The organism is Kitasatospora sp. P5_F3 (assembly GCF_054049135.1).
Window position 1 is genome coordinate 204,908 of sequence record NZ_JBFUMY010000011.1, and the last position, 18,762, is coordinate 223,669.

Below are 18,762 nucleotides of genomic sequence, written 5' to 3' on the forward strand. Positions count from 1 at the left end.
TCCTCAGCGTTGGCGTTGTGGGTGCTCGGTCCGGGTACGGGCGGCGACCATGAGCTGGCCGAGTGCCAGCCCCCCGTCGTTCGGGGGAATCTGACGGTGCCGCAGGACGGTGAATCCGTCGGCCCGCAGTGTGCTGGCGCAGGCCGATGAGAGCAGGGAGTTGGCGAACACTCCGCCGGTGAGGGCGACGGTGTCCAGGCCGTACCGCTCGCGCGCGAGCCGGCAGGCCCGCCGGACGAGGCCGGCCACCGACGCGTGGAAACGGGCCGCGACGACCCCCGGCGGGACTCCCGCCCGCACGTCCGCGACGGCGGCCGCCAGTACCGGCGCCGGGTCGGCTGCCAGGGTGGGCCCCGTCCCGCCGAGGAGGAATGCGTACGCCCCGGTCTGCTCGGTCGCGGTCAGCGCGGCGGCCTCGAGCTCGATCGCGGCCTGCGCCTCGTAACCGGCGAGGTGGCAGACCCCCACCAGCGAGGAGACCGCGTCGAACAGACGCCCCATGCTGGAGGTGGGGACACAGTTGAGGCCGAGCTCCAGCTGACGGGCCAGCAGCCGCCTCTCCTGAGGCGGGCAGGCCACGGTGCAGGCGAGGTCCTCGGCCCAGTCGATGCCCGCCGCCCGCAGGTGGGCCAGCGCCATCCGGTACGGACGCCGTACGGTCGCGTCACCGCCCGGCAGCTGCACCTCGGCCAGGTGGCCGAATCGGTGGTAGCCGTCGTAGTCAGCCAGCAGGAACTCTCCGCCCCAGACCGCCCCGTCGTCCCCGTAGCCGGTGCCGTCGAACGCGACGCCGATCACCCGGTGCGAGCCGTCCAGGCCGTGTTCGGCCATCGCAGCTGCGATGTGGGCGTGATGGTGCTGTACACGCAGCAGCGGTCGGCCGTCGGCATGGCGCTGCGCCCACTGCGCGGAGCGGTACCGGGGATGCCGGTCGGCGGCCAGAAGCTCGGGCCTGACCCCGGTGATCGCCTCCAGCTGCCGCTCGGCGCTGCCGAACGCCTGCTGGGTCGCGAGGTCGTCCATGTCCCCGATGTGGGCGGACAGCCAAGCTCGCCGTCCTTCGGCGAGGCCGAACGTGTTCTTCAGGTCTCCGCCGACGGCGAGCGCGGCCCGTACCGGCAGTGGCAGTGCGACCGGCAGGGGTACGTAGCCCCGCGAGCGACGCAGCGTCAGCTGCTCGCCTTCGCAGACACGCACCACCGAGTCGTCGCACGGCACCTGGATCGGGCGGTCGTGCGTGAGCCAGGCGTCGGCCAGGCTGGCAAGCCGGTCGAGCGCCTCTGCGTCGTCCGTGACGATCGGCTCGCCGGACAGGTTCCCGCTGGTCATGACGAGCAGTCGGGGCCCCGGTGGGTCTCCGGGCAGCCCGAGCAGCAGGTGGTGCAGCGGGGTGTAGGGGAGCATGACGCCGAGGTCGGGACTGCGCGGTGCGACGGCCTCCAGCGCGTCGGCGCCCGGGCGGCGGCGCAGCAGCACGATGGGCCGGACACGACCGGTGAGCAGGGTCCGTTCCTCGGGGCTCAGGTGGACCAGTTGCTCGACGTCGGCGATGTCACGGGCCATCAGCGCGAACGGCTTGTCCCCGCGGCCCTTTCGGTGGCGCAGCCGGGCGACGGCATCGACGTCGGTCGCGTCGCACGCGAGGTGGTAGCCGCCGAGGCCCTTGACCGCGAGGATCGAGCCGTCCGCAAGGAGGCGGCGGGCCTCGGCCACAGGGTCCACCGCGGAGTCGGGCCGGGGGGACCGGCCGGGCTCCGGCTGCGCCACGAGCAGGCGCAGTCGCGGTCCGCAGGAGGGGCAGGCGATCGGCTGGGCGTGGAAGCGGCGGTCGGCCGGGTCCGCGTACTCGCGGGAGCAGTCGGGGCACATCGGGAAGCAGGCCATGGTCGTGTGGGCTCGGTCGTAGGGCAGGCCGGTGACGATGGTGAAACGCGGTCCGCAGTGCGTGCAGGTGATGAACGGGTGGCGATGGCGGCGGTCGGCAGGATCGGCCAGTTCGGCGAGGCAGTCGGCGCAGGTGGCCATGTCCGGGGAGACCAGCGTGCGGTTCCGGGCCTCCTGACGGGAGGTCAGGATGGTGAAGCCGCCGGCACCGACGGCTGGGACCTGCCGATGGTCGATGGACTCCACCACCGCCAGCGGTGGTGCCTCGGCGGCGATCCGGTCGCAGAACAGGCCGACGGCGGAAGGCTCGCCCTCGACCTCCGCGACGACGCCCTCACCGGTGTTGGTGACATGTCCGGCCAGGCCGAGTCCGGTGGCCATGGTGTACAGGAACGGCCTGAACCCAACCCCCTGCACGACTCCCCGAACAGTGACCCGGCGGCGCTCCGTCGCGGCGAGCGGCATCTGCAAGGCGCCCTCCCAACGGCCCGGCGGTACGTGACCGGGGTCGGCCCGGCCTGGAGCGATTGTCGTCCGCACCGGGACCGTCCACGCGCGGGCCCGGCCGCGGTGTCACCCGGAAGTGGGTGCCCCGTGAGCCCGTTCAGCGGTGCCCGCGCCCTTTCTGAGGGGTGCTCAGCAATCCTTTCCGGTCCGCTCGACGGTGAGGTCCAGGAAGTGCGCCGAGCACGAGATGCATGGGTCGTGGTTGCGGATCGCCCGTTCGCACAGGGCGGTCAGCTCGGCGTCGGTGGGGTCACCGTGCCGCAGGCGTTCCTGCACGATGCGGCGCAGGTCCTCCTCGATCGCGCCCTGGTTCTGCGCGGTCGGCGGGACGAGCACGGCATTGGTGACGGTCCCCTGCGCGTCGAGGGTGTAGCGGTGGTGGAGCAGGCCGCGCGGCGCCKCGGKGGCGCCGTGGCCGGTGCCGGCTCGCGGGGGTACGTCGACGTAGGGGCGGGGCGCGGGTTCGTAGGCCCCGATGATGCGCAGTGCCTCGTCGACCGCGTACAGCACCTCGACCGCCCGCACGATGATGCTGCGGAACGGGTTGCGGCAGACCGTGCCCTGGCGGGGGTCGCCGAGTCCGGCGTCCTGCGCGGCCTGGAGGGCGATCGTGGACAGCCAGCGGCCACTGACGGCATACCGGGCGAGCGAGCCGGTCAGGTGGCGGCGGCCGTCCAACAGTGAGTGCAGGGCGGTGGAGTGGGGCACCTGGCTCTCCACTACGTGCTCCCCGAACGTGTGGACCGCGAAGGTGCGGGTGGGCAGTGCGCGGTCGGATTCGGGCGGCAGTCCGGCGGTGCTCGGCGCGGGCATCACGGTCGGGGTGCCGGACTCGATGGCGTAGCTGCCGGGTTGGGACAGGGCGAGCAGGTCGTGGTCGCACCCGGCGTCGGGGAACTCGAAGCCCGCCACCCAGCGCACCGTCTGTGCTGCGTCGTTGAGGGCCCGGTGCAACCGCTCGGCCAGCGGCCGCAGTTCGGCCTTGGTCGGGATGCGGTGGAAGCCGCCGAGGCGGACGTTGACCGGGTGGATCGCCCGGCCGCCGAGCAGCTCCATGATCGCGTTGCCGGCCTGCTTGAGCCGAAGACCGCGTTCAACGTCGGCTCGCCGGGTGCGGGCCAGCTCGATGGCGCTGTCGCAGCCGAGGAAGTCGGGTGCGTGGAGCAGATGGATGTGCAGCGTCTGGCTCTCGATCCACTCACCGCAGTACAACAACCGGCGCAGAGCGGCCAGTTGACCGTCCACGACGACGCCGCAGGCGTCCTCGATCGCGCGGCAGGCGCTGAGCTGGTAGGCGACCGGGCAGATCCCGCACACCCGGGAGGTGATGTCGGGCGGCTCGGTGTAGGCACGTCCGCGCAGGAACGCCTCGAAGAAGCGCGGGGGTTCGTAGATCGCCAGCCGGGCCTCGGTGACCTCGCCGCCGCGCGTGTGCAGGTACAGCGCCCCCTCGCCCTCGACCCGGGCTAGTGATCCGACGTGCAGCACCCTGGAGCCGCGGTGGGTCACTGTTCCAGCTCCTTCCGGGAGGCCGCGTCGAACTCGGGGGCGGCGGTGTTGAAGGTACGCAGCACCCGCACCACGTCGAGGGTGTCCATCCCGTCGCGGCGCAGCAGGGGGATGAACGAGGGGAAGTTGGTGGAGTCGGAGGGGCCGAAGCAGCCGTAGCAGCCGCGTCCGTACGCGGGGCAGAGCGCGCCGCACCCGGCGTGGGTGACGGGACCGAGGCACGGCGTGCCGTGTGCCACCGTCACGCAGACCGTGCCGCGCTGCTTGCACTCGAAACACACGCTGTGTGCGGGCACGTCCGGCTTGCGCCCGGCCAGGTAGGCGGTGATGACCTCCACCAGCTGACCGCGGTCGATGGGGCAGCCGCGCAGTTCGAAGTCGACGGGAACGTGGGCGCTGATCGGCGTGGAGGTGGCGAGCGTCTCGATGTAGTCCGGCCTGGCGTAGACGACCGCCTGGAACTCGGCGACGTCCGCGTAGTTCCGCAGCGCCTGGACGCCGCCGGCGGTCGCGCACGCCCCGATGGTCACCAGGCGCCGGGAGACGTCGCGGATGTGCCGGATGCGGTCCGCGTCCTGCTGGGTGGTCACCGAGCCTTCGACCAGCGAGAGGTCGTACGGGCCGGGCGCGCTCGCGCCGGAGGCCTCCAGGAAGTGGGAGATCTCCAACTTCTCGGCAATGCCGAGGAGTTCGTCTTCGCAGTCCAGCAGGGTGAGTTGGCAGCCGTCGCAGGAGGCGAACTTCCATACGGCAAGTTTCGGGCGGCGTCCGGCATCGGTCGGCATGTCACAACTCCCGGACCATGAGGAGGGGTTGGGCGCGTGTCCAGCTGACGACGGGACCGTCGCGGCACAGCAGGAGCGGGCCGAGCTGGCAGTGCCCGCAGTGCCCGGTCCCGCAGTGCATCGTTCGTTCCAGCGAGACCCTGATCCGACCCGGGTCGACGCCCCGGAGCACCAGATCGGCGGCGGTGGCCCGGATCATCGGCTCGGGACCGCAGATGAACGCCGCCGCCGCCCGGGGATCGAAGGCGGCCCGGTCGAGCAGGGTCGTGACCACCCCGACCTCGCCCTGCCACCGTGCGTCGGGGCGGTCCACGGTGACCAGGACCCTCGCGGCCGCCTGCCAGGCGTGCGCCTCCTCGCCGTAGAGCAGCCCGTGGGGCTCGCGCGCTCCGACCAGGACGTTCAGCCGGCCGTACCGCTCGGGCGCGGTGAGTGCCTCACGTACGAGCGGGCGCAGCGGCGCCAGGCCGATGCCGCCGGCCACGACCAGCAGGTCGAGCCCGGCTGCTCCGGGCAGCTCCCAGCCGGTGCCGAACGGGCCGCGCACCCCGACCGTCCCGCCGGGCCGAATACCGTGCAGCGCGCCGGAGGTCGCTCCGACCGCGCGGACGGTGTGCGTCAGCCGGTGCCCGTCGATCCCGGAGAGCGACAGCGGGATGTCACCGACGCCGAAGGCGTACACCATCGCGAACTGCCCTGGCACGAAAGGCGGCAGAGCTGAGCGGACCGGCTCCAGGACGATCGTCGTGGTGTCGGGTGTCTCGCTCTCGCGTTCCACCACCCGGTACGGCACGGGAGGCGCGGCCGTTGCGGAGGCCGTCATCCCGCCTCACCGCCGTCCACGGCCCCGTACAGGTCGAGCAGGCGGGTGCGGGTGGACTTCAGCCGCCGTGCGATCACCTGCGCGACGCAGTTGGTCAGTGCCAGGCCGAAGGCGGGATCCTCCTCGCACGCGGTGCGCACGCGCCTCGCGTCGAACTCGGACGCCGGCACGGTGCCCCGGGTCTGCGCGCCGAGGTGCCAGCGGTACGGCTCGAACAGCCAGGACCAGCCGAGCAGGTCACCTTCGCCGAGCGTCTCCACGACGGCCGCGCGTCGGCCCGGGACGTGAATGTCGAGCGCGACGAGCCCGGACCGGATGATCCAGAACCGGTCGGCGACGCCGCCCTCCTCGAAGATGCGGGTGCCGCCGGGGAAGGAGACGTCGTGGGCGAACCCGACCAGCCGGTCACGGTGTTCGGGCGAGAGAGCGCCGAGGAAGCCGTGACGCAGGACGGTCACCGCGGGTCCTCCCCATGCTCCTGCTGCCCACGCTCCAGGTTCAGCGCGTGGGCCTCCTCGGTGATGTCGATGCCGACCGGGCACCACACGATGCAGCGCCCGCAGCCGACACAGCCCGAACTGCCGAACTGGTCGAACCAGGTGCCGAGCTTGTGGGTGGCCCACTGCCGGTAGCGGCTGCGCGAGGAGTCGCGGACCGGGCCCGCCTGCAGGTGCGAGAAGTCCAGGTCGAAGCAGGACTCCCAGCGCCGCCACCGCTCGGCGTGGTCGCCCGTCAGGTCCGTGACGTCCTCGGCGGTGGTGCAGAAGCAGGTCGGGCAGACCATGGTGCAGTTGCCGCAGGTCAGGCATCGCGCCGCCACGTCGTCCCAGCGCTCCGCCGTGAGCGTCTCACGCATGAGCACCTGCAGGTCCACCAGCGGCATGCTGCGGCCCATCCGGTCCGCCGCCTCGGCGACCCGCTCACGGGCCGCCGTGCGGGTGGCACTGTCGGCGGAGCGGCGCGGCAGCTCGGCCAGGACCGACTCCCCCTGCTCACTGCCGGCCCGCACCAGGAACCGGTGACCGTCGGCGTCGAGCACCTCGGTCAGCGCCAGGTCGTAGCCGGGGCCCACGGCCGGCCCGGTTCCCATCGACACGCAGAAGCAGGTGGCCCCCGGCTCGGTGCACTCCACCGCCACCAGGAAGGCCCGCTCCCGGCGCCCTCGGTACCCCGCATCGGTGTGCGTTCCGCCGGTCAGCACCCGGTCCTGGATCGCGATGGCCCGCAGGTCGCACGGGCGCACGCCGAGGAACGCGTACGACGCCGGCGGTGTCCGGTCCTCGGTCACCGCCAACTCGCCGTCCGGACCCCGGTCCGCAGTCCACTGGCGCTCGCGCGGCGGATGCAGGAAGGTCTTCCAGGACTGCGGGCCCGCACTGTGTGCGAACGCGGCGCCGTCCTCGCGGGCGCACAGCCGGTAGACGCCGGCCTCCAGTTCGACCCCCCAGCCGTAGGGGAGCTCGTCGCCCCTCGAGAGCTCGGCCAGCACGATCGCCCCGTCGCGGACCGTCGGCCCCACCACCGTGCGACCACGACCGGCGAGGACCGTGATCAGCGCGTCCAGACCGTCCTTGTCGAGCACTGCGGCGGCGCCGCCGTCGTCCGCCATCGCCCGACCTCCCGGCTCGCTGATGCTGTCCCGGCCAGTATGTGCGCGGGCCCGCGGTCGGGCATGGGCCGCGACCGGCTCCGGTGCTCCAGGTGGCCCTGTCCTTGCCCCGTACGGACCCCGTAGCGGCCCGGCACGACTGCCGGGTGCACCAGGTGGGAAGGGCGAAGCACATGAACGTCGCCACCCGGATCGCCGTCATCGGTGTCGGAAACGAGTACCGGCACGACGACGGCGTGGGCTGGGCCGTGGTCAACCTGCTGGCGGACCGGGCCGAGGAACGGCCACTGCCGAGCGGGACCGCCCTGTTGGTGTGCGACGGCGACCCCGCCCGGCTGATCACCCTGTGGGAAGGCGTCGACCTCGCTGTCGTGGTGGACGCCGCACACTCCCATCCGGGGCGGCCCGGCCGAGTACATCGCCTGGAGCTGAACGGCGGCCGGCTGTCCCGGCCGGTCGCCGCGACAAGCTCCCACGGGCTCGGACTCGGCGAGGCTGTCGAACTCGCCCGCGAGCTGGACCGCCTGCCGGGACACCTGGTCGTCTACGCGGTCGAAGGAGCCGACATCAGCCTGGGTACCGGCCTCTCCGCCGCGGTCGCAGCCGTCGTCGAACCGCTCGCCGACCGGATCGAGGATGAGCTCAGGGCGCACCGCGATCGGGTCGGCCCTGGTCCCTGATCCGCATGCGGGGCCAGACTTGAGGTCCGTACGGTTCGTATCGATCAACAAGACCTCGGACCGCACCGCGCCCTGGCCGAACCGCTGGAAGGACGGCTTCCGACATGACCACGCAAACTGGACAGGCCCGCACCGGGCGGTGGGCCCTTCGCCTTGACCTCTTCGAGGAGGGTGACCTCACCAAGGTGCACGCCGTCCTCGATACCGGAGACAACACCCTGGAGAGCCGCACCACAGCCCAGCGCAGTCCGCACGACGCGCCCGTACCGGAGATCGGCGACGAGTTCGCCGCCGGACGCGCCCTCGTCGACCTCGGACACCAACTCCTCCGTGCGGGGACGACCGACGCGGCCGCGAACGACACTCCCTTGCACGGCTGACTGGCCTGCTCAGCGGAGGTGGCAGGCGGGGACGACGGTGCCAAGGCGGCGGCCCGTGACGGTGTCCGGGCGGATGGTCGCCCCATCGCAGCCAGGAGCAGAACGAACTAGCGTCAGTTGCACGGCGGTTCGCGACGGGCCCGGCTCACGAAATCATGCAGGCCCGCCACTTCCAGCAGCTCACCTCACGCAGATGCCCGGAGTTCGGAGGAGCAGGCCATGAGATACCCCGTCATCGTGGGAATCGACGGTACGGACGCCAGCCACGACGCCGTCGACTGGGCCTCGGACGAGGCCGGTCTGCGTCGTGTCCCTCTGCACGTCCTGCACGCCTGGCTCGGCGAGACGCTGACCGCGCCGCCCGGGCAGGAGATCAGGCTCACCCGGGATGCCGGTGAGGAGGTCCTCGAAGCGGCGCGCGAACAGGCCAGGATGCACCATCCGGACCTCACGGTCACCACCCAACTGGCGGACGACTACGCCCGCGACGCCCTGCTCGCCGTGTCGGAGGAGGCGGACCTGCTCGTACTCGGGGCGCGCGGCTCGGGCGGATTCTCGCGTCTGCTGGTCGGCTCGACGAGCCTGTACGTCTCCGCTCACGCCCTGTGCCCGGTCGTCGTGGTTCATCCCCCCGACATCCGTTCGACGGTCGGCGGCGTGCTGGTGGGCGTGGACGGCGAAACCTACAGCGACGGCGTACTCACCTTCGCCTTCGAGGCCGCCGACAGGCGGCACCTGCCGCTGCACGCCGTCCATGCCTGGAGCTATCCCCTGGTCAGCGGGCCGGGTCAGGCATTCCCGGCGGTGTACGAGGAGGAGCACATCGCCGCCGAGCGGGAACGGCTACTGGTCGAGGCACTTGCGGGCAAGCGCGAACAGTACCCCGCTGTCGAGGTGACCGAAGTCGCCGTGCGCTCCGGCGCGGCACAGCTGCTCGTGACTCTCTCCGAAGGCAGTCAACTGGTCGTGATCGGGCGCCACGGCGCGGTACGCGGGCCCATGCGGCGGCTCGGCTCGGTGAGCCAGGCCGTCGTACAGCACGCGCACTGCCCGGTCGCCGTGGTCCCGGTGGGATGAGGCGGACGCACGCCCGGACTGACGACGCGGGGCGCGGTCGGGAAACACGGGAAGCGAGCCGGGCGCCTTCAGCCGGTACCGTAACCTCCCCCGCCGGGGGTCTCGATCACCAGTACGTCCCCTGCCTCGAGGTCGGCCCGGTCGCAGCCGTCCAGGCGCAGGACACTGCCGTCGGTGCGCTGCACCCGGTTGGCTCCGAGCGCGCCGGGCGATCCGCCGGCCAGGCCGTAGGGCGCAACCCGCCGGTGGCCTGACAGCAGGCTCACCGTCATCGGCTCCCGGAACCGGATACGGCGGACCGCCCCGTCGCCTCCGTGCCACCGCCCCGCCCCGCCGCTGCCGTGCCGAACGGCGAACTCCTCCAGCAGGACCGGGAGGCGCCATTCGAGCACCTCGGGGTCGGTCAGCCGGGAGTTGGTCATGTGCGTCTGCACCACGCTTGCTCCGTCGAATCCGTCGCCCGCTCCCGAGCCGGAGGCGACCGTCTCGTAGTACTGGTGCCGCGCATTGCCGAAGCTGACGTTGTTCATCGTGCCGGAGCCCTCGGCCTGGACGCCCAGCGCCGCGTAGAGCGCGCCGGTGATGGCCTGCGAGGTCTCGACATTCCCGGCGACCACGGCGGCCGGATAGACGGGGGCGAGCATCGAGCCCGCCGGGATGACGATGCGGAGCGGGCGCAGACAGCCGTCGTTGAGCGGGATGTCGTCGGCGACGAGCGTGCGGAAGACGTAGAGCACGGCGGCGGTCACCACGGAGGACGGCGCGTTGAGATTGGTGTCGAGCTGCGGCGAGGTTCCGGTGAAGTCCACCGTCGCACTGCGCTGTTCACGGTCGACGGAGATCCGTACCGCGATCACCGCACCGGAGTCCGTCTCGTAGCGGTAGGCGCCGTCGTCGAGGGAGCCGATGACGCGGCGGACCGCCTCCTCGGCGTTGTCCTGCACGTGCCGCATGTAGGCCTGCACGACGTCCAGGCCGAAGTGGTCGATCATCTTGGCGACCTCGTCGACTCCCTTCCGGTTGGCGGCGATCTGCGCCCTCAGGTCGGCGAGGTTGGTCGCCGGGTCGCGGGAGGGATAGGGCGCCTCGGTGAGCAGCCGCAGCGTCTCGGCCTCGCGGAGCCTGCCGTTCTCGACCAGCAGCCAGGTGTCGAAGAGGACGCCTTCCTCGTGGATCTCCCGGCTGTCGGCCGGCATGGAGCCCGGGGTGAGCCCGCCGATCTCGGCGTGGTGACCGCGGGAGGCGACGAAGAAGAGGATCCGCCGGTCGTCCGTGTCGAACACGGGGGTCACCACGGTGATGTCGGGCAGGTGGGTGCCGCCGTGGTAGGGGTCGTTGACCGCGTAGGCGTCGCCGGGCTTCAGGCGGTCGGCCCGACGGCGGATCACCTCCTTGACGGTGGTGCCCATCGATCCCAGGTGTACCGGGATGTGCGGGGCGTTGGCGATGAGGTTGCCGTCCGGGTCGAAGAGCGCGCACGAGAAGTCCAGCCGCTCCTTGATGTTGACCGACTGCGCCGTGGACTCCAGCCGTGCGCCCATCTGTTGGGCGATGGCCATGAAGAGGTTGTTGAAGATCTCCAGCAGCACGGGGTCGGCCTCGATCCCGACGCCGGCCTCGGTGCGTGCGGTCACCCGCTCCGCCAGCAGGTGACCGCTCGGCGTCATGGCCGCCTGCCACCCCTCGTCCACCACCGTGGTCGCGCCGGACTCGGCGATGATCGCCGGGCCCGTCACGGTGTCGCCGGGCCGCATCGCCGTCCGCTCCAGCAGCGGGGCCTCGCGCCAGGCCCCGCTGGTGTAGAGCCGCACGGTGGCTGTGGTGTCGGCCGGGTCGGCCACCGGCGCCCCGAGGTGGCCCAGGTCGGGCTGCTGGGTGAGTCCGGTCGCCTCCACCGAGAGGGCCTCGATGATGATCGGACGGTCCATCAGGAACGAGTAGGTGGCGCGGTGACTCGCCTCGAAGGCGGCGGCCATGGCGTCCGGCTCCGCCAGTTCGACCGCGACGGTGGTGTCGGTACCGTCGTAGCGCAACTGCGCACGGCGGACCACCCGAATCCGCTCGGGTGGTGTCCCTTCGTCGAGCAGCTCCGCACGCGCCGCCGATTCGAGGTCGTCGGCGACGACCTCGACCCGCTGCATCGAGGCCGGTTCGAGCGGACTCTCCACGGACTGCTCGCGCATGACCGTGGTGTCGGCGAGGCCGATGCCGAGCGCGGAGAGCACCCCGGCCATGGGAGGCACGAGTACGCTGCGGATGCCCAGCGAGTCGGCCACCGCGCAGGCGTGCTGGCCGCCCGCGCCGCCGAACGTGGTCAGCACGTACCGGGTGACGTCACGGCCCTGCTGCACGGAGATCCGCTTGACGGCGTTGGCGATGTTCACCACCGCGATCCGGAGGTAGCCCTCGGCGACCTGCTCGGGCGGGCGCCGGTCACCGGTGCGCGCACGGATCTCGGCGGCGAGCTCGGCGAACCGCCGACGCACCAGGTCACCGTCGAGTGGCTGGTCCCCGCCCGGGCCGAACACCTGTGGGAAGTGTGCGGGCTGGATGCGGCCGAGCATCACGTTGGCGTCGGTGACGGTCAACGGGCCGCCGGCGCGGTAGGACGCCGGGCCCGGGTCGGCGCCCGCCGAGTCGGGGCCGACCCGCAGTCGGCTGCCGTCGAAGTGCAGCACGGAGCCGCCGCCGGCTGCGACGGTGTGGATGGCCAGCATCGGTGCGCGCAGCCGTACTCCGGTCACCTGACTGGTGGACACCCGCTCGTACTCTCCGGCGAAGTGCGACACGTCGGTGGAGGTGCCACCCATGTCGAAGCCGATGACCTGCTCGAAGCCGGCGAGCTGCGACATCCGCACCATGCCGACGATGCCGCCGGCCGGGCCGGAGAGGATCGCGTCCTTGCCACGGAAGTGGCCCGCCTCAGCGAGGCCGCCGTTGGACTGCATGAACATCAGGCGCACGCCCCGCAGTTCTTCGGCGACCTGTTTGACGTAACGGCGCAGCACCGGGGAGAGGTAGGCGTCGACCACGGCGGTGTCGCCGCGCGGCACCAGCTTCATCAGCGGGCTGGCCTCGCTCGAGAGCGACACCTGCGGGAAGCCGATCTCCTCGGCGAGGCGGCCGATGGCCTGTTCGTGGTCGGGATGGAGGTAGCTGTGCAGGCAGACCACCGCCACGGAGCGGATGCCGTCCTCGTGGACGCGCCGCAGGTCCTCGCGGAGCCGGTCGAGATCCGGCGGGCGCAGCACCGTGCCGTCCGCCGTGATCCGCTCGTCGACCTCGATCACCCGCTCGTAGAGCGGTTCGGGCAGGATGATCCGGCGGTCGAAGATGCGTGGCCGGTTCTGGTAGCCGATGCGTAGGGCGTCGCCGAAACCGCGGGTGATCACCAGGGCGGTCCGCTCGCCTTTGCGTTCCAGCAGGGCGTTGGTGGCCACCGTCGTGCCCATCCGCACCACGTCGATCCGGGCCTCCGCCAGAGGCCGGTCCGCGGGCAGGCCGAGCAGCGCGCGGATCCCCGCCACTGCGGGATCACGGGTGGGGCCACCGCTCCCGGCCGAGGCTCCAGGGGCACGAGGGGTGTGCGACAGCAGCTTGTGCGTCGTCAACCGGCCGTCCGGGCCCAGGGCGACGATGTCGGTGAAGGTGCCGCCACGGTCGACCCAGAACTGCCAGCCCTTGTGTTCCACGCCCGGCTCCCTCCGCTGCCCGGCGCGATGGCCGTTTCCGCAGCGTGTCGTGGTCGAGTATCCGACCAGGCGATCAGGCATCGCAAACGCGACATACTGGGACGTGTCTGCTTCCTCCGGATGGAGGTGAGGGGTCATGGCAGCCACCACGGTCGGCGTCTACCGGGAGACTGCGCCGGGTGAACGGCGGGTCGCGCTCGTCCCCGACCTCGTCAGCACCGTCAGAGCCCTCGGTCTGGACGTCATGGTGGAGCGCGGAGCCGGCGTGGCGGCCTGGTTCCCCGACGACGACTACGCCAGGGCCGGCGCGGACCTCGTCCCGCGCGGCGAGTTGTTCCGCCGTGCGGACGTCCTCGTCGGGGTCCATCCGCCCGATGCCCCCGCCCCCTTCCGGGGCGGGCAGGCACTGGTGGCCCTCCTGCGGCCGACCCTGAACCCCTTTCTGATCCGCCACTGGGCGGACGACGGGGTCACCGCGATCAGCCTCGACCTGGTCCCGCACGCGCTGAGCGGTGCGTACCCGGTGGACGCCGAAGCGTCGCAGGCCAGGATCGCCGGTTACCGGGCAGTGCTGCTCGCGGCCGGTCTCCTGAGCCGGTGCCTGCCACCGTGGGGCTCGGCGGCGGCGGTCTTCGAACCCGTACGGGTACTGGTCGTCGGCGCCGGAGCCGCCGGCCTGCAGGCGATCGACACAGCCCGCCGCCTCGGTGCGGTCGTCCACGCCCACGACCTACGTCGCCATCCGCGGGAGGAGATCACCGTCCTGGGTGGCACCTTCCTCGATCTCCCCGGTCTCTGGCCGGCTGCCGGCGACGCGGAATTCGCCCGGACCCTCGACACCGAGCAGGCCACGCTGCGCCGGGGCCTGACTGCGGTGCTCCCTCTCTTCGACATCGTCATCACGGCCGTCGAGCGCCCCGGCCGACCCGCGCCGACCCTGATCACCACCCGGGCGATCCGGGCCATGCGCCCCGGCTCGGTCGTGGTGGACGTGACGGCCGGCCCACTGGGCGGGAACGTCGAGGCCGCCGAGCCGGACACCACGACCCTGATCGGTGACCAGATCACGGTGATCGGCGCGGGCAACCTGCCGGCACAGGTCCCGACCACCGCGTCGACCGCCTACGCGCACAACGTCGCCGCGCTGCTCGAGCACCTCACGCACAGGGGATCCCTGGCGATTGACCCCGCCGATCCCCTGCAGGCCGCGATCGTGGTGACCCATGACGGCAGCGTCCTCCACGGCCCCACCTGGCAGCTGATCCTCGACGCGATCGCCGTGGCCGGTCTGCCCTGAACCGACCGGACCACGTTCGGGACGATCGGGGCAGCGGGCCCGGCGGTCGGTTCAGCCGGTCGTCCGGGAGTCGGTGAAGAGGGCCGTGTGGCGGGCGATGGACACGGCGTGGCTCGCACATCGCTCGTAGCAACAGCTCAGCAAGGTCGCATCGGCGATGTCACCGGGCTCGCCCTGGTCACCTTCGGAGAGCAGTTGCTGATACAGCAACCGCTGACGCTGGGCGATCTCCTGCACTCCTCCGAGAAGGTCGGCGACGGCCTCAGATTCCGTGGACTCCAGCGCCTCACCCGCCTTGTCGACCATGGTCAGGGCGAGACCGGCCATCCCCCGCAACGGGAGCCGCAACCGGGCCGGCAAAGGCTGCTTCGACTGCCGTGCCCAGGCCAGCTCGACCAGCTGTCGGGCAAGCGCCGCCAGGCATTCCACGCCGGTGCCGACGTGGACGCCGACGACGATCGCGCGCAGGTCCGCCGCCGGCGAACCGTCCGGCAGCACGGCCGAAGCGTCGACCTCGATCTGCTCGCGGAGCTCGTACAGCGCTTTCTCTGCGGTCGTCGCGCTGTCAGCGGCCGTGTCGGCTGTGTCGAGCAAGGCAGCAGTGGCTCCGCCCAACGCCTCGCGCACGAGCCGGATCATCCCGGCCAGGTCTCCAACCAGCCGACCGGACCGGTACTGCCCGGTCTCAGACATCCGCCAACTCCTGTTCCAGGACATCAGCCCTTCACCGACCCGTGCCCGCCCGGTGGGGCCTCTGCCGACCGTGCGGCCGCCTGAGCGGGCTCCGTGTCACACACTTCCCTTAAAGTCTCCCACCGCTCCTGCGGACGGCAATGTGCAAGGTGTCGAACGGTCCGGACCAGCGAACCTGCAAGATGGGCTGTCGGCTCTCGCCAACCCTCCCGCTTTCCGCCCTCACCCCCCCCCCCGCAGAGTGAGCCGCACAGGACGAGCACGACACCCCGGCACCACCGGTACTCGGTCGCGAGGCGGACCACCCGCCACGGCTCACCGGTACTCGCACACTCAGCAGTACTTCCACCGTCTCGCAGTGGATGATGCGGCACAACCCACCCCCCGGCCCCACGACCCGCTGCTCCCGCTCGGCGGTCGGTGCGGCATGGTCGACGATCCACGCGGGGGTGGTGGAGGTGCGCGGCGGGTTGCGCCGACATCAACGTGCGCAACCTCGCTCGGTGGCGCCAGGCCGGGTGTCGACGGCTCGGCCACGGCCCAGATGTCAGCGCAGGTGAGCGTCCGGGCCGACGGTGCCGATGCGACGGCCGGTGATGGCGTCCGGCCGGACACGTACCCACAGCGGGCGGCGTCCGCCGGCCCACGGTTCAGGCCCGTGGTCGGCCGCGATCCGCCGGACCGTTTCCGGGTCGTCGATGTGCTCGGCGGTGCCGGTGATGAGCACGCTCCATCCCGTGCTCAGGTGGTCGTCGACGCGGTCGACTTGGAAGGAGACCCCCGTGCCCGGCGCGGGGGCGGCGGCGCCGTCGGGGTCGGTACGGTAGACGATGGTTCGCGCGTCGACGGCGTAGTTGACCGGGAGGACCGTCGGGCCCGGCTCGGTCGGCAGGGCGATGCGGCCGACCCCTCGGGTGCCGAGCCGGTCCCAGCATTCGCGGGTTGTGAGGTGGACGAGTGCGGGCCGCGCTCGTGGCGGGCTCTGCCCGGGCGGCGGGTCGCTGCGGCCTTCGAGCAGCTCCTCGTAGGTGAGGTCGAGTGCGGCGGCGATGCGCAGGATCCCGCCCCGGTCGAAGTCGGGTCCTGCCTTCATCAGGTGCTGAAGGTAGGACGGGGCCATGCCGACCCGGGTGGCGAGCTCTTCCTCGGTGAGTTCGAGTTGCCCCTGCCGTTCGGCGATGCGTCTGGCTACGGCGGCCGGGTCAGGTAGAGGTACGGCGGGTGCGGCGGGTGCGGCGGGTGCGGCGGGTGCGGCGCGGTCGGCTGGGCGGTTCATGGTGGTTCCTCCTCCCCCGGCTTGGGCGGCGGCTCCAGCGCTTCTCCTCCCAGTGTTCGCCGGCAGACGGCGATCGGCATGGCGCCGAGCGAGCCCTTCCGTGGTCCGACCGGCCCTGGCTGCTCCCGTCGGCCACGCGGGGCTGCGGCCCCGGTGCCTAATCTGGGCAGTGGTATCCGACGAAATGCGGAGGGAACCCGTGGGCGGCGCAGCGAGAGTGGGCCCGCTGCCGCGGCTGCGCCTCGACGACCTGCTGGCCGAGCTCCAGGCGCGCCTGGACGCCGCCCGTGGCACCCGGGACCGGGAGCTGGCGGAGCGGCGCCGCGATTCCGAGCAGGTCGCCCTCTTGCAGGAGCGTGACCGGGTCACCCGCGACCTGCACGACCCCGCCATCCAGCGGCTGTTTCCCAGCGGGACGACCCTCCAGGGTGCGACCCGGTTCATCGAGCACCCGGAGGCCACCGACCGGGTGCTGCGTGCGATCGACGACCTCGACGAGACGGCCAGGACCATCCGCGCCACCATCTTCGGCCTGCGGGCCCGCGAGACGGGCCCCGCCGCAACCGGCCTACGGGCCCGAGCCGTCGAGGAGGTCGAACGGGCAGCCGGTCTCGGCTTCGCGCCGGGCCTACGGATGACGGGCCTGATCGAGTGACGATGCCACCGCAGGTCGCGGACGAGGTGCTCGCCGTCCTGCGGGAGGCGTTGTCCAACGCCGCCCGGCACGGGAGTCCGTCCGCCGTGGAGGTGTCGCTCGTGGCCGGCTCCGAACTGGTCCTCACGGTCACGGACGACGGAATCGGCCTCCCGGCGGACGGGCGTCGCAGCGGGTTCGCCAATCTCGCCGAGCACGCGGCGATGCTCGGCGGCGGCTTCGACGCGCACGCCCTACCCCATGGCGGCACGCAGCTGATCTGGAGGGTGCCGCTGCCTGCCGTATGAGGCTGGCGGGTCTCAGTCTGCTTCGATTCTGCGTGCGTACGGCGTTCACCGCACAGGGCCGGGCCGGGGAGCACCTGCGCCCGGATGTCCCGGCGATCGGGGCCCAATGGGCCCTGCCCGCCCGGCCGTCGCCGGTGGCACGATGAGGTACCGGCCCGTGAAAGTGGGAGATGGCCATGCTGCGGCAGTCCGAGTGGCGGCGGCCGGCCGCCGAGGGAGTGGGCACGTTCTTCCTCGTCCTGGTGGCCGCAGGGGCAGGTGTTGTCGATGCCGTCACCGGTGGAGGCGTGGGACCGTCGGCCCGGGCCGTCGCGCCGGGCCTCATGGTGCTCGCCCTGATCTATACGCTCGGCGAAACATCCGGCGCCCACCTCAATCCCGCAGTGACGTTGGCGTTCGCCGCCCGGGGCCACTTCCCGTGGCGGCGCGTCCCGGCATACCTGGTGGCGCAGCTCGCCGGGGCGCTCGCAGCGACCGGCCTGCTACGGGCACTGTTCGGCAGGAGCGGACAGGTGGGCGCCAGTCGACTGGGGCCGGGCGTGGGATGGGGCACGGGGCTCGTGTTGGAGGTGGTGCTGACCTTCGGTCTGATGACGGTCATCCTCGGCACGTCCTCCGGGGCCCGGAACATCGGCCACAACGCGGCGATCGCCATCGGCGGGTACATCGCGCTGGCCGGGTTGTGGGCGGGGCCCGCGTCCGGTGCCTCGATGAACCCGGCCCGGAGTCTGGCACCGGTGGTGGCCGGTGGTCACGGCGGACCGCTGTGGATCTACCTGGTCGGGCCGCTGGTGGGGGCCGCCCTCGCGGTGCCGCTCGCCGGGATCCTGCGCGGCCCACCGAGCGCGGTGGCCACCCGCGCGGCACAGGGCACGAGCGGTGACGGCCCGCCCCGGCCGGGCAGCGGGGCCGCCTGACACCCGGCCCGACGCATCAGACCGGGGTCACGAGCCTGACCTCCGCGTCGACCACGCCCGGTACGGCACGCACCAAGCGCTCCAGCACCGGCAGGGCCGACGCGTCGGGCATAGTCCCGGTCAGGGTGATCCGTCCTTCCTCAGCGCGAACGTCGACAGCGGAGGCCTGTGCGGGCTTCAACACTGCGAGGAGTTCGAACCGGACCTGATCGGCGAGGTCCTCGTCGGTGCGCAGATGGACCTTGAGCAGGTCGCTGCGGCTGACGATGCCGATCAGGCAGTCCTCGGCGTCGACCACCGGAAGGCGCTTGAAGTGGCCACGGGCCATGGCCCTGGCGGCCTCGGCGGTGGGACTCTCGGAGTGGACGGTAACGGCTGGCACGGACATCATGCCGCTGGCCCTCAGGCCTTCGGTGCGGCCCTTCTCGCGGTCCTCGGCGGCCAGCAGGTCCGCCTCGGAGACCACCCCGACCACTCGACCGTCCCCGGCCAGCACCGGGACGGCGCTGACCTTCCAGCGCTGGAGGGTCTCCAGGATCTCTTCGAAGGTCGCGTCGCGGCCGACCGCGACAACCGCATGGGTCATCACCTTGCCGACGGTGTTCCATTGAGTGGTCATGATGTGCTCCGGAGCGGGTGGATCGGTGGGGTTTCGGGGACCGGCCCGGTCTCGTGGAGCGCGCTCCACGAG

At 72.1% G+C, this 18,762-nt stretch carries 17 protein-coding genes; 7 read left to right on the top strand and 10 right to left on the bottom strand.

The window, feature by feature from the left end:
* Window positions 1–3: 3 nt before the first annotated feature.
* The 6 genes from hypF to ACXJMZ_RS10300 form a co-directional block, all read right to left on the bottom strand.
* Window positions 4–2,349, bottom strand: a complete 2,346-nt coding sequence (gene hypF / locus ACXJMZ_RS10275; protein WP_457029706.1) for a carbamoyltransferase HypF — start codon at window positions 2,347–2,349, stop codon at window positions 4–6.
* Between the two features lie 171 nt (window positions 2,350–2,520).
* The gene (locus ACXJMZ_RS10280; RefSeq protein WP_457029682.1) at window positions 2,521–3,900 is read right to left on the bottom strand and encodes a Ni/Fe hydrogenase subunit alpha; all 1,380 of its coding nucleotides are present in this window, start codon (window positions 3,898–3,900) and stop codon (window positions 2,521–2,523) included.
* On the bottom strand, window positions 3,897–4,685 hold the full coding sequence (locus ACXJMZ_RS10285) for an NADH-quinone oxidoreductase subunit B family protein (protein ID WP_457029683.1): 789 nt from the start codon (window positions 4,683–4,685) through the stop codon (window positions 3,897–3,899). The genes ACXJMZ_RS10280 and ACXJMZ_RS10285 overlap by 4 nt, the downstream gene beginning before the upstream one ends.
* A 1-nt stretch (window position 4,686) precedes the next feature.
* Window positions 4,687–5,508: an FAD/NAD(P)-binding protein gene (locus ACXJMZ_RS10290; RefSeq protein ID WP_457029684.1), complete on the bottom strand. Its 822-nt coding sequence runs from the start codon at window positions 5,506–5,508 to the stop codon at window positions 4,687–4,689.
* Entirely contained in the window at window positions 5,505–5,966 is a 462-nt protein-coding gene (locus ACXJMZ_RS10295) for a cyclic nucleotide-binding domain-containing protein (protein ID WP_457029685.1), read from the bottom strand. The genes ACXJMZ_RS10290 and ACXJMZ_RS10295 overlap by 4 nt, the downstream gene beginning before the upstream one ends.
* Entirely contained in the window at window positions 5,963–7,117 is a 1,155-nt protein-coding gene (locus ACXJMZ_RS10300) for a 4Fe-4S dicluster domain-containing protein (protein ID WP_457029686.1), read from the bottom strand. The genes ACXJMZ_RS10295 and ACXJMZ_RS10300 overlap by 4 nt, the downstream gene beginning before the upstream one ends.
* Window positions 7,118–7,290: 173 nt before the next feature.
* Between ACXJMZ_RS10300 and ACXJMZ_RS10305 the strand changes: the two genes are divergently transcribed.
* From ACXJMZ_RS10305 to ACXJMZ_RS10315, 3 genes are all read left to right on the top strand, one after another.
* Window positions 7,291–7,797 carry a hydrogenase maturation protease gene (locus ACXJMZ_RS10305; protein WP_457029687.1) on the top strand — a complete coding sequence of 169 codons (507 nt, stop codon included), beginning with the start codon at window positions 7,291–7,293 and terminating at the stop codon, window positions 7,795–7,797.
* 104 nt (window positions 7,798–7,901) lie between these two features.
* Window positions 7,902–8,177, top strand: a complete 276-nt coding sequence (locus tag ACXJMZ_RS10310) for a dsRBD fold-containing protein (protein WP_457029688.1) — start codon at window positions 7,902–7,904, stop codon at window positions 8,175–8,177.
* Window positions 8,178–8,396: 219 nt separating this feature from the next.
* Window positions 8,397–9,254, top strand: coding sequence for a universal stress protein (locus ACXJMZ_RS10315; RefSeq protein ID WP_457029689.1), 858 nt, complete (start codon window positions 8,397–8,399; stop codon window positions 9,252–9,254).
* A gap of 68 nt (window positions 9,255–9,322) precedes the next feature.
* On the opposite strand, the gene ACXJMZ_RS10320 is transcribed toward ACXJMZ_RS10315, so the two are convergent.
* Entirely contained in the window at window positions 9,323–12,946 is a 3,624-nt protein-coding gene (locus ACXJMZ_RS10320) for a hydantoinase B/oxoprolinase family protein (RefSeq protein WP_457029690.1), read from the bottom strand.
* 136 nt (window positions 12,947–13,082) lie between these two features.
* On the opposite strand from ACXJMZ_RS10320, the gene ACXJMZ_RS10325 reads away from it, so the two are divergent.
* Window positions 13,083–14,243 carry an NAD(P) transhydrogenase subunit alpha gene (locus ACXJMZ_RS10325; RefSeq protein WP_457029691.1) on the top strand — a complete coding sequence of 387 codons (1,161 nt, stop codon included), beginning with the start codon at window positions 13,083–13,085 and terminating at the stop codon, window positions 14,241–14,243.
* 51 nt (window positions 14,244–14,294) lie between these two features.
* Here the strand turns inward: ACXJMZ_RS10325 and ACXJMZ_RS10330 are convergent, their stop codons facing one another.
* The gene (locus ACXJMZ_RS10330) at window positions 14,295–14,936 is read right to left on the bottom strand and encodes a PhoU domain-containing protein (protein WP_457029692.1); all 642 of its coding nucleotides are present in this window, start codon (window positions 14,934–14,936) and stop codon (window positions 14,295–14,297) included.
* Window positions 14,937–15,483: 547 nt separating this feature from the next.
* Window positions 15,484–16,212: a helix-turn-helix domain-containing protein gene (locus ACXJMZ_RS10335; protein WP_457029693.1), complete on the bottom strand. Its 729-nt coding sequence runs from the start codon at window positions 16,210–16,212 to the stop codon at window positions 15,484–15,486.
* A gap of 199 nt (window positions 16,213–16,411) precedes the next feature.
* Between ACXJMZ_RS10335 and ACXJMZ_RS10340 the strand changes: the two genes are divergently transcribed.
* The 3 genes from ACXJMZ_RS10340 to ACXJMZ_RS10350 all read left to right on the top strand — a co-directional run bounded on the left by ACXJMZ_RS10340 (window position 16,412) and on the right by ACXJMZ_RS10350 (window position 18,071).
* Complete coding sequence (locus tag ACXJMZ_RS10340) at window positions 16,412–16,867, top strand: histidine kinase (RefSeq protein WP_457029694.1); 456 nt, start codon at window positions 16,412–16,414, stop codon at window positions 16,865–16,867.
* A 2-nt stretch (window positions 16,868–16,869) separates the two neighbouring features.
* Window positions 16,870–17,154 carry a sensor histidine kinase gene (locus ACXJMZ_RS10345; protein ID WP_457029695.1) on the top strand — a complete coding sequence of 95 codons (285 nt, stop codon included), beginning with the start codon at window positions 16,870–16,872 and terminating at the stop codon, window positions 17,152–17,154.
* A 176-nt stretch (window positions 17,155–17,330) separates the two neighbouring features.
* Entirely contained in the window at window positions 17,331–18,071 is a 741-nt protein-coding gene (locus ACXJMZ_RS10350; protein ID WP_457029696.1) for an MIP/aquaporin family protein, read from the top strand.
* Between the two features lie 16 nt (window positions 18,072–18,087).
* On the opposite strand, the gene ACXJMZ_RS10355 is transcribed toward ACXJMZ_RS10350, so the two are convergent.
* Window positions 18,088–18,762: CBS domain-containing protein (locus tag ACXJMZ_RS10355; protein WP_457029697.1), on the bottom strand; the 675-nt coding region annotated here is incomplete at its 5' end.

What these genes read in the sequence shown, in the direction of transcription:
- hypF (WP_457029706.1), bottom strand. Translation starts at nt 2,349, where the DNA reads ATGCCGCTCGCCGCGACGGAGCGCCGCCGGGTCACTGTTCGGGGAGTC.
- ACXJMZ_RS10285 (WP_457029683.1), bottom strand. Translation starts at nt 4,685, where the DNA reads ATGCCGACCGATGCCGGACGCCGCCCGAAACTTGCCGTATGGAAGTTC.
- ACXJMZ_RS10290 (WP_457029684.1), bottom strand. Translation starts at nt 5,508, where the DNA reads ATGACGGCCTCCGCAACGGCCGCGCCTCCCGTGCCGTACCGGGTGGTG.
- ACXJMZ_RS10300 (WP_457029686.1), bottom strand. Translation starts at nt 7,117, where the DNA reads ATGGCGGACGACGGCGGCGCCGCCGCAGTGCTCGACAAGGACGGTCTG.
- ACXJMZ_RS10305 (WP_457029687.1), top strand. Translation starts at nt 7,291, where the DNA reads ATGAACGTCGCCACCCGGATCGCCGTCATCGGTGTCGGAAACGAGTAC.
- ACXJMZ_RS10310 (WP_457029688.1), top strand. Translation starts at nt 7,902, where the DNA reads ATGACCACGCAAACTGGACAGGCCCGCACCGGGCGGTGGGCCCTTCGC.
- ACXJMZ_RS10315 (WP_457029689.1), top strand. Translation starts at nt 8,397, where the DNA reads ATGAGATACCCCGTCATCGTGGGAATCGACGGTACGGACGCCAGCCAC.
- ACXJMZ_RS10325 (WP_457029691.1), top strand. Translation starts at nt 13,083, where the DNA reads ATGGCAGCCACCACGGTCGGCGTCTACCGGGAGACTGCGCCGGGTGAA.
- ACXJMZ_RS10330 (WP_457029692.1), bottom strand. Translation starts at nt 14,936, where the DNA reads ATGTCTGAGACCGGGCAGTACCGGTCCGGTCGGCTGGTTGGAGACCTG.
- ACXJMZ_RS10335 (WP_457029693.1), bottom strand. Translation starts at nt 16,212, where the DNA reads ATGAACCGCCCAGCCGACCGCGCCGCACCCGCCGCACCCGCCGCACCC.
- ACXJMZ_RS10345 (WP_457029695.1), top strand. Translation starts at nt 16,870, where the DNA reads ATGCCACCGCAGGTCGCGGACGAGGTGCTCGCCGTCCTGCGGGAGGCG.
- ACXJMZ_RS10350 (WP_457029696.1), top strand. Translation starts at nt 17,331, where the DNA reads ATGCTGCGGCAGTCCGAGTGGCGGCGGCCGGCCGCCGAGGGAGTGGGC.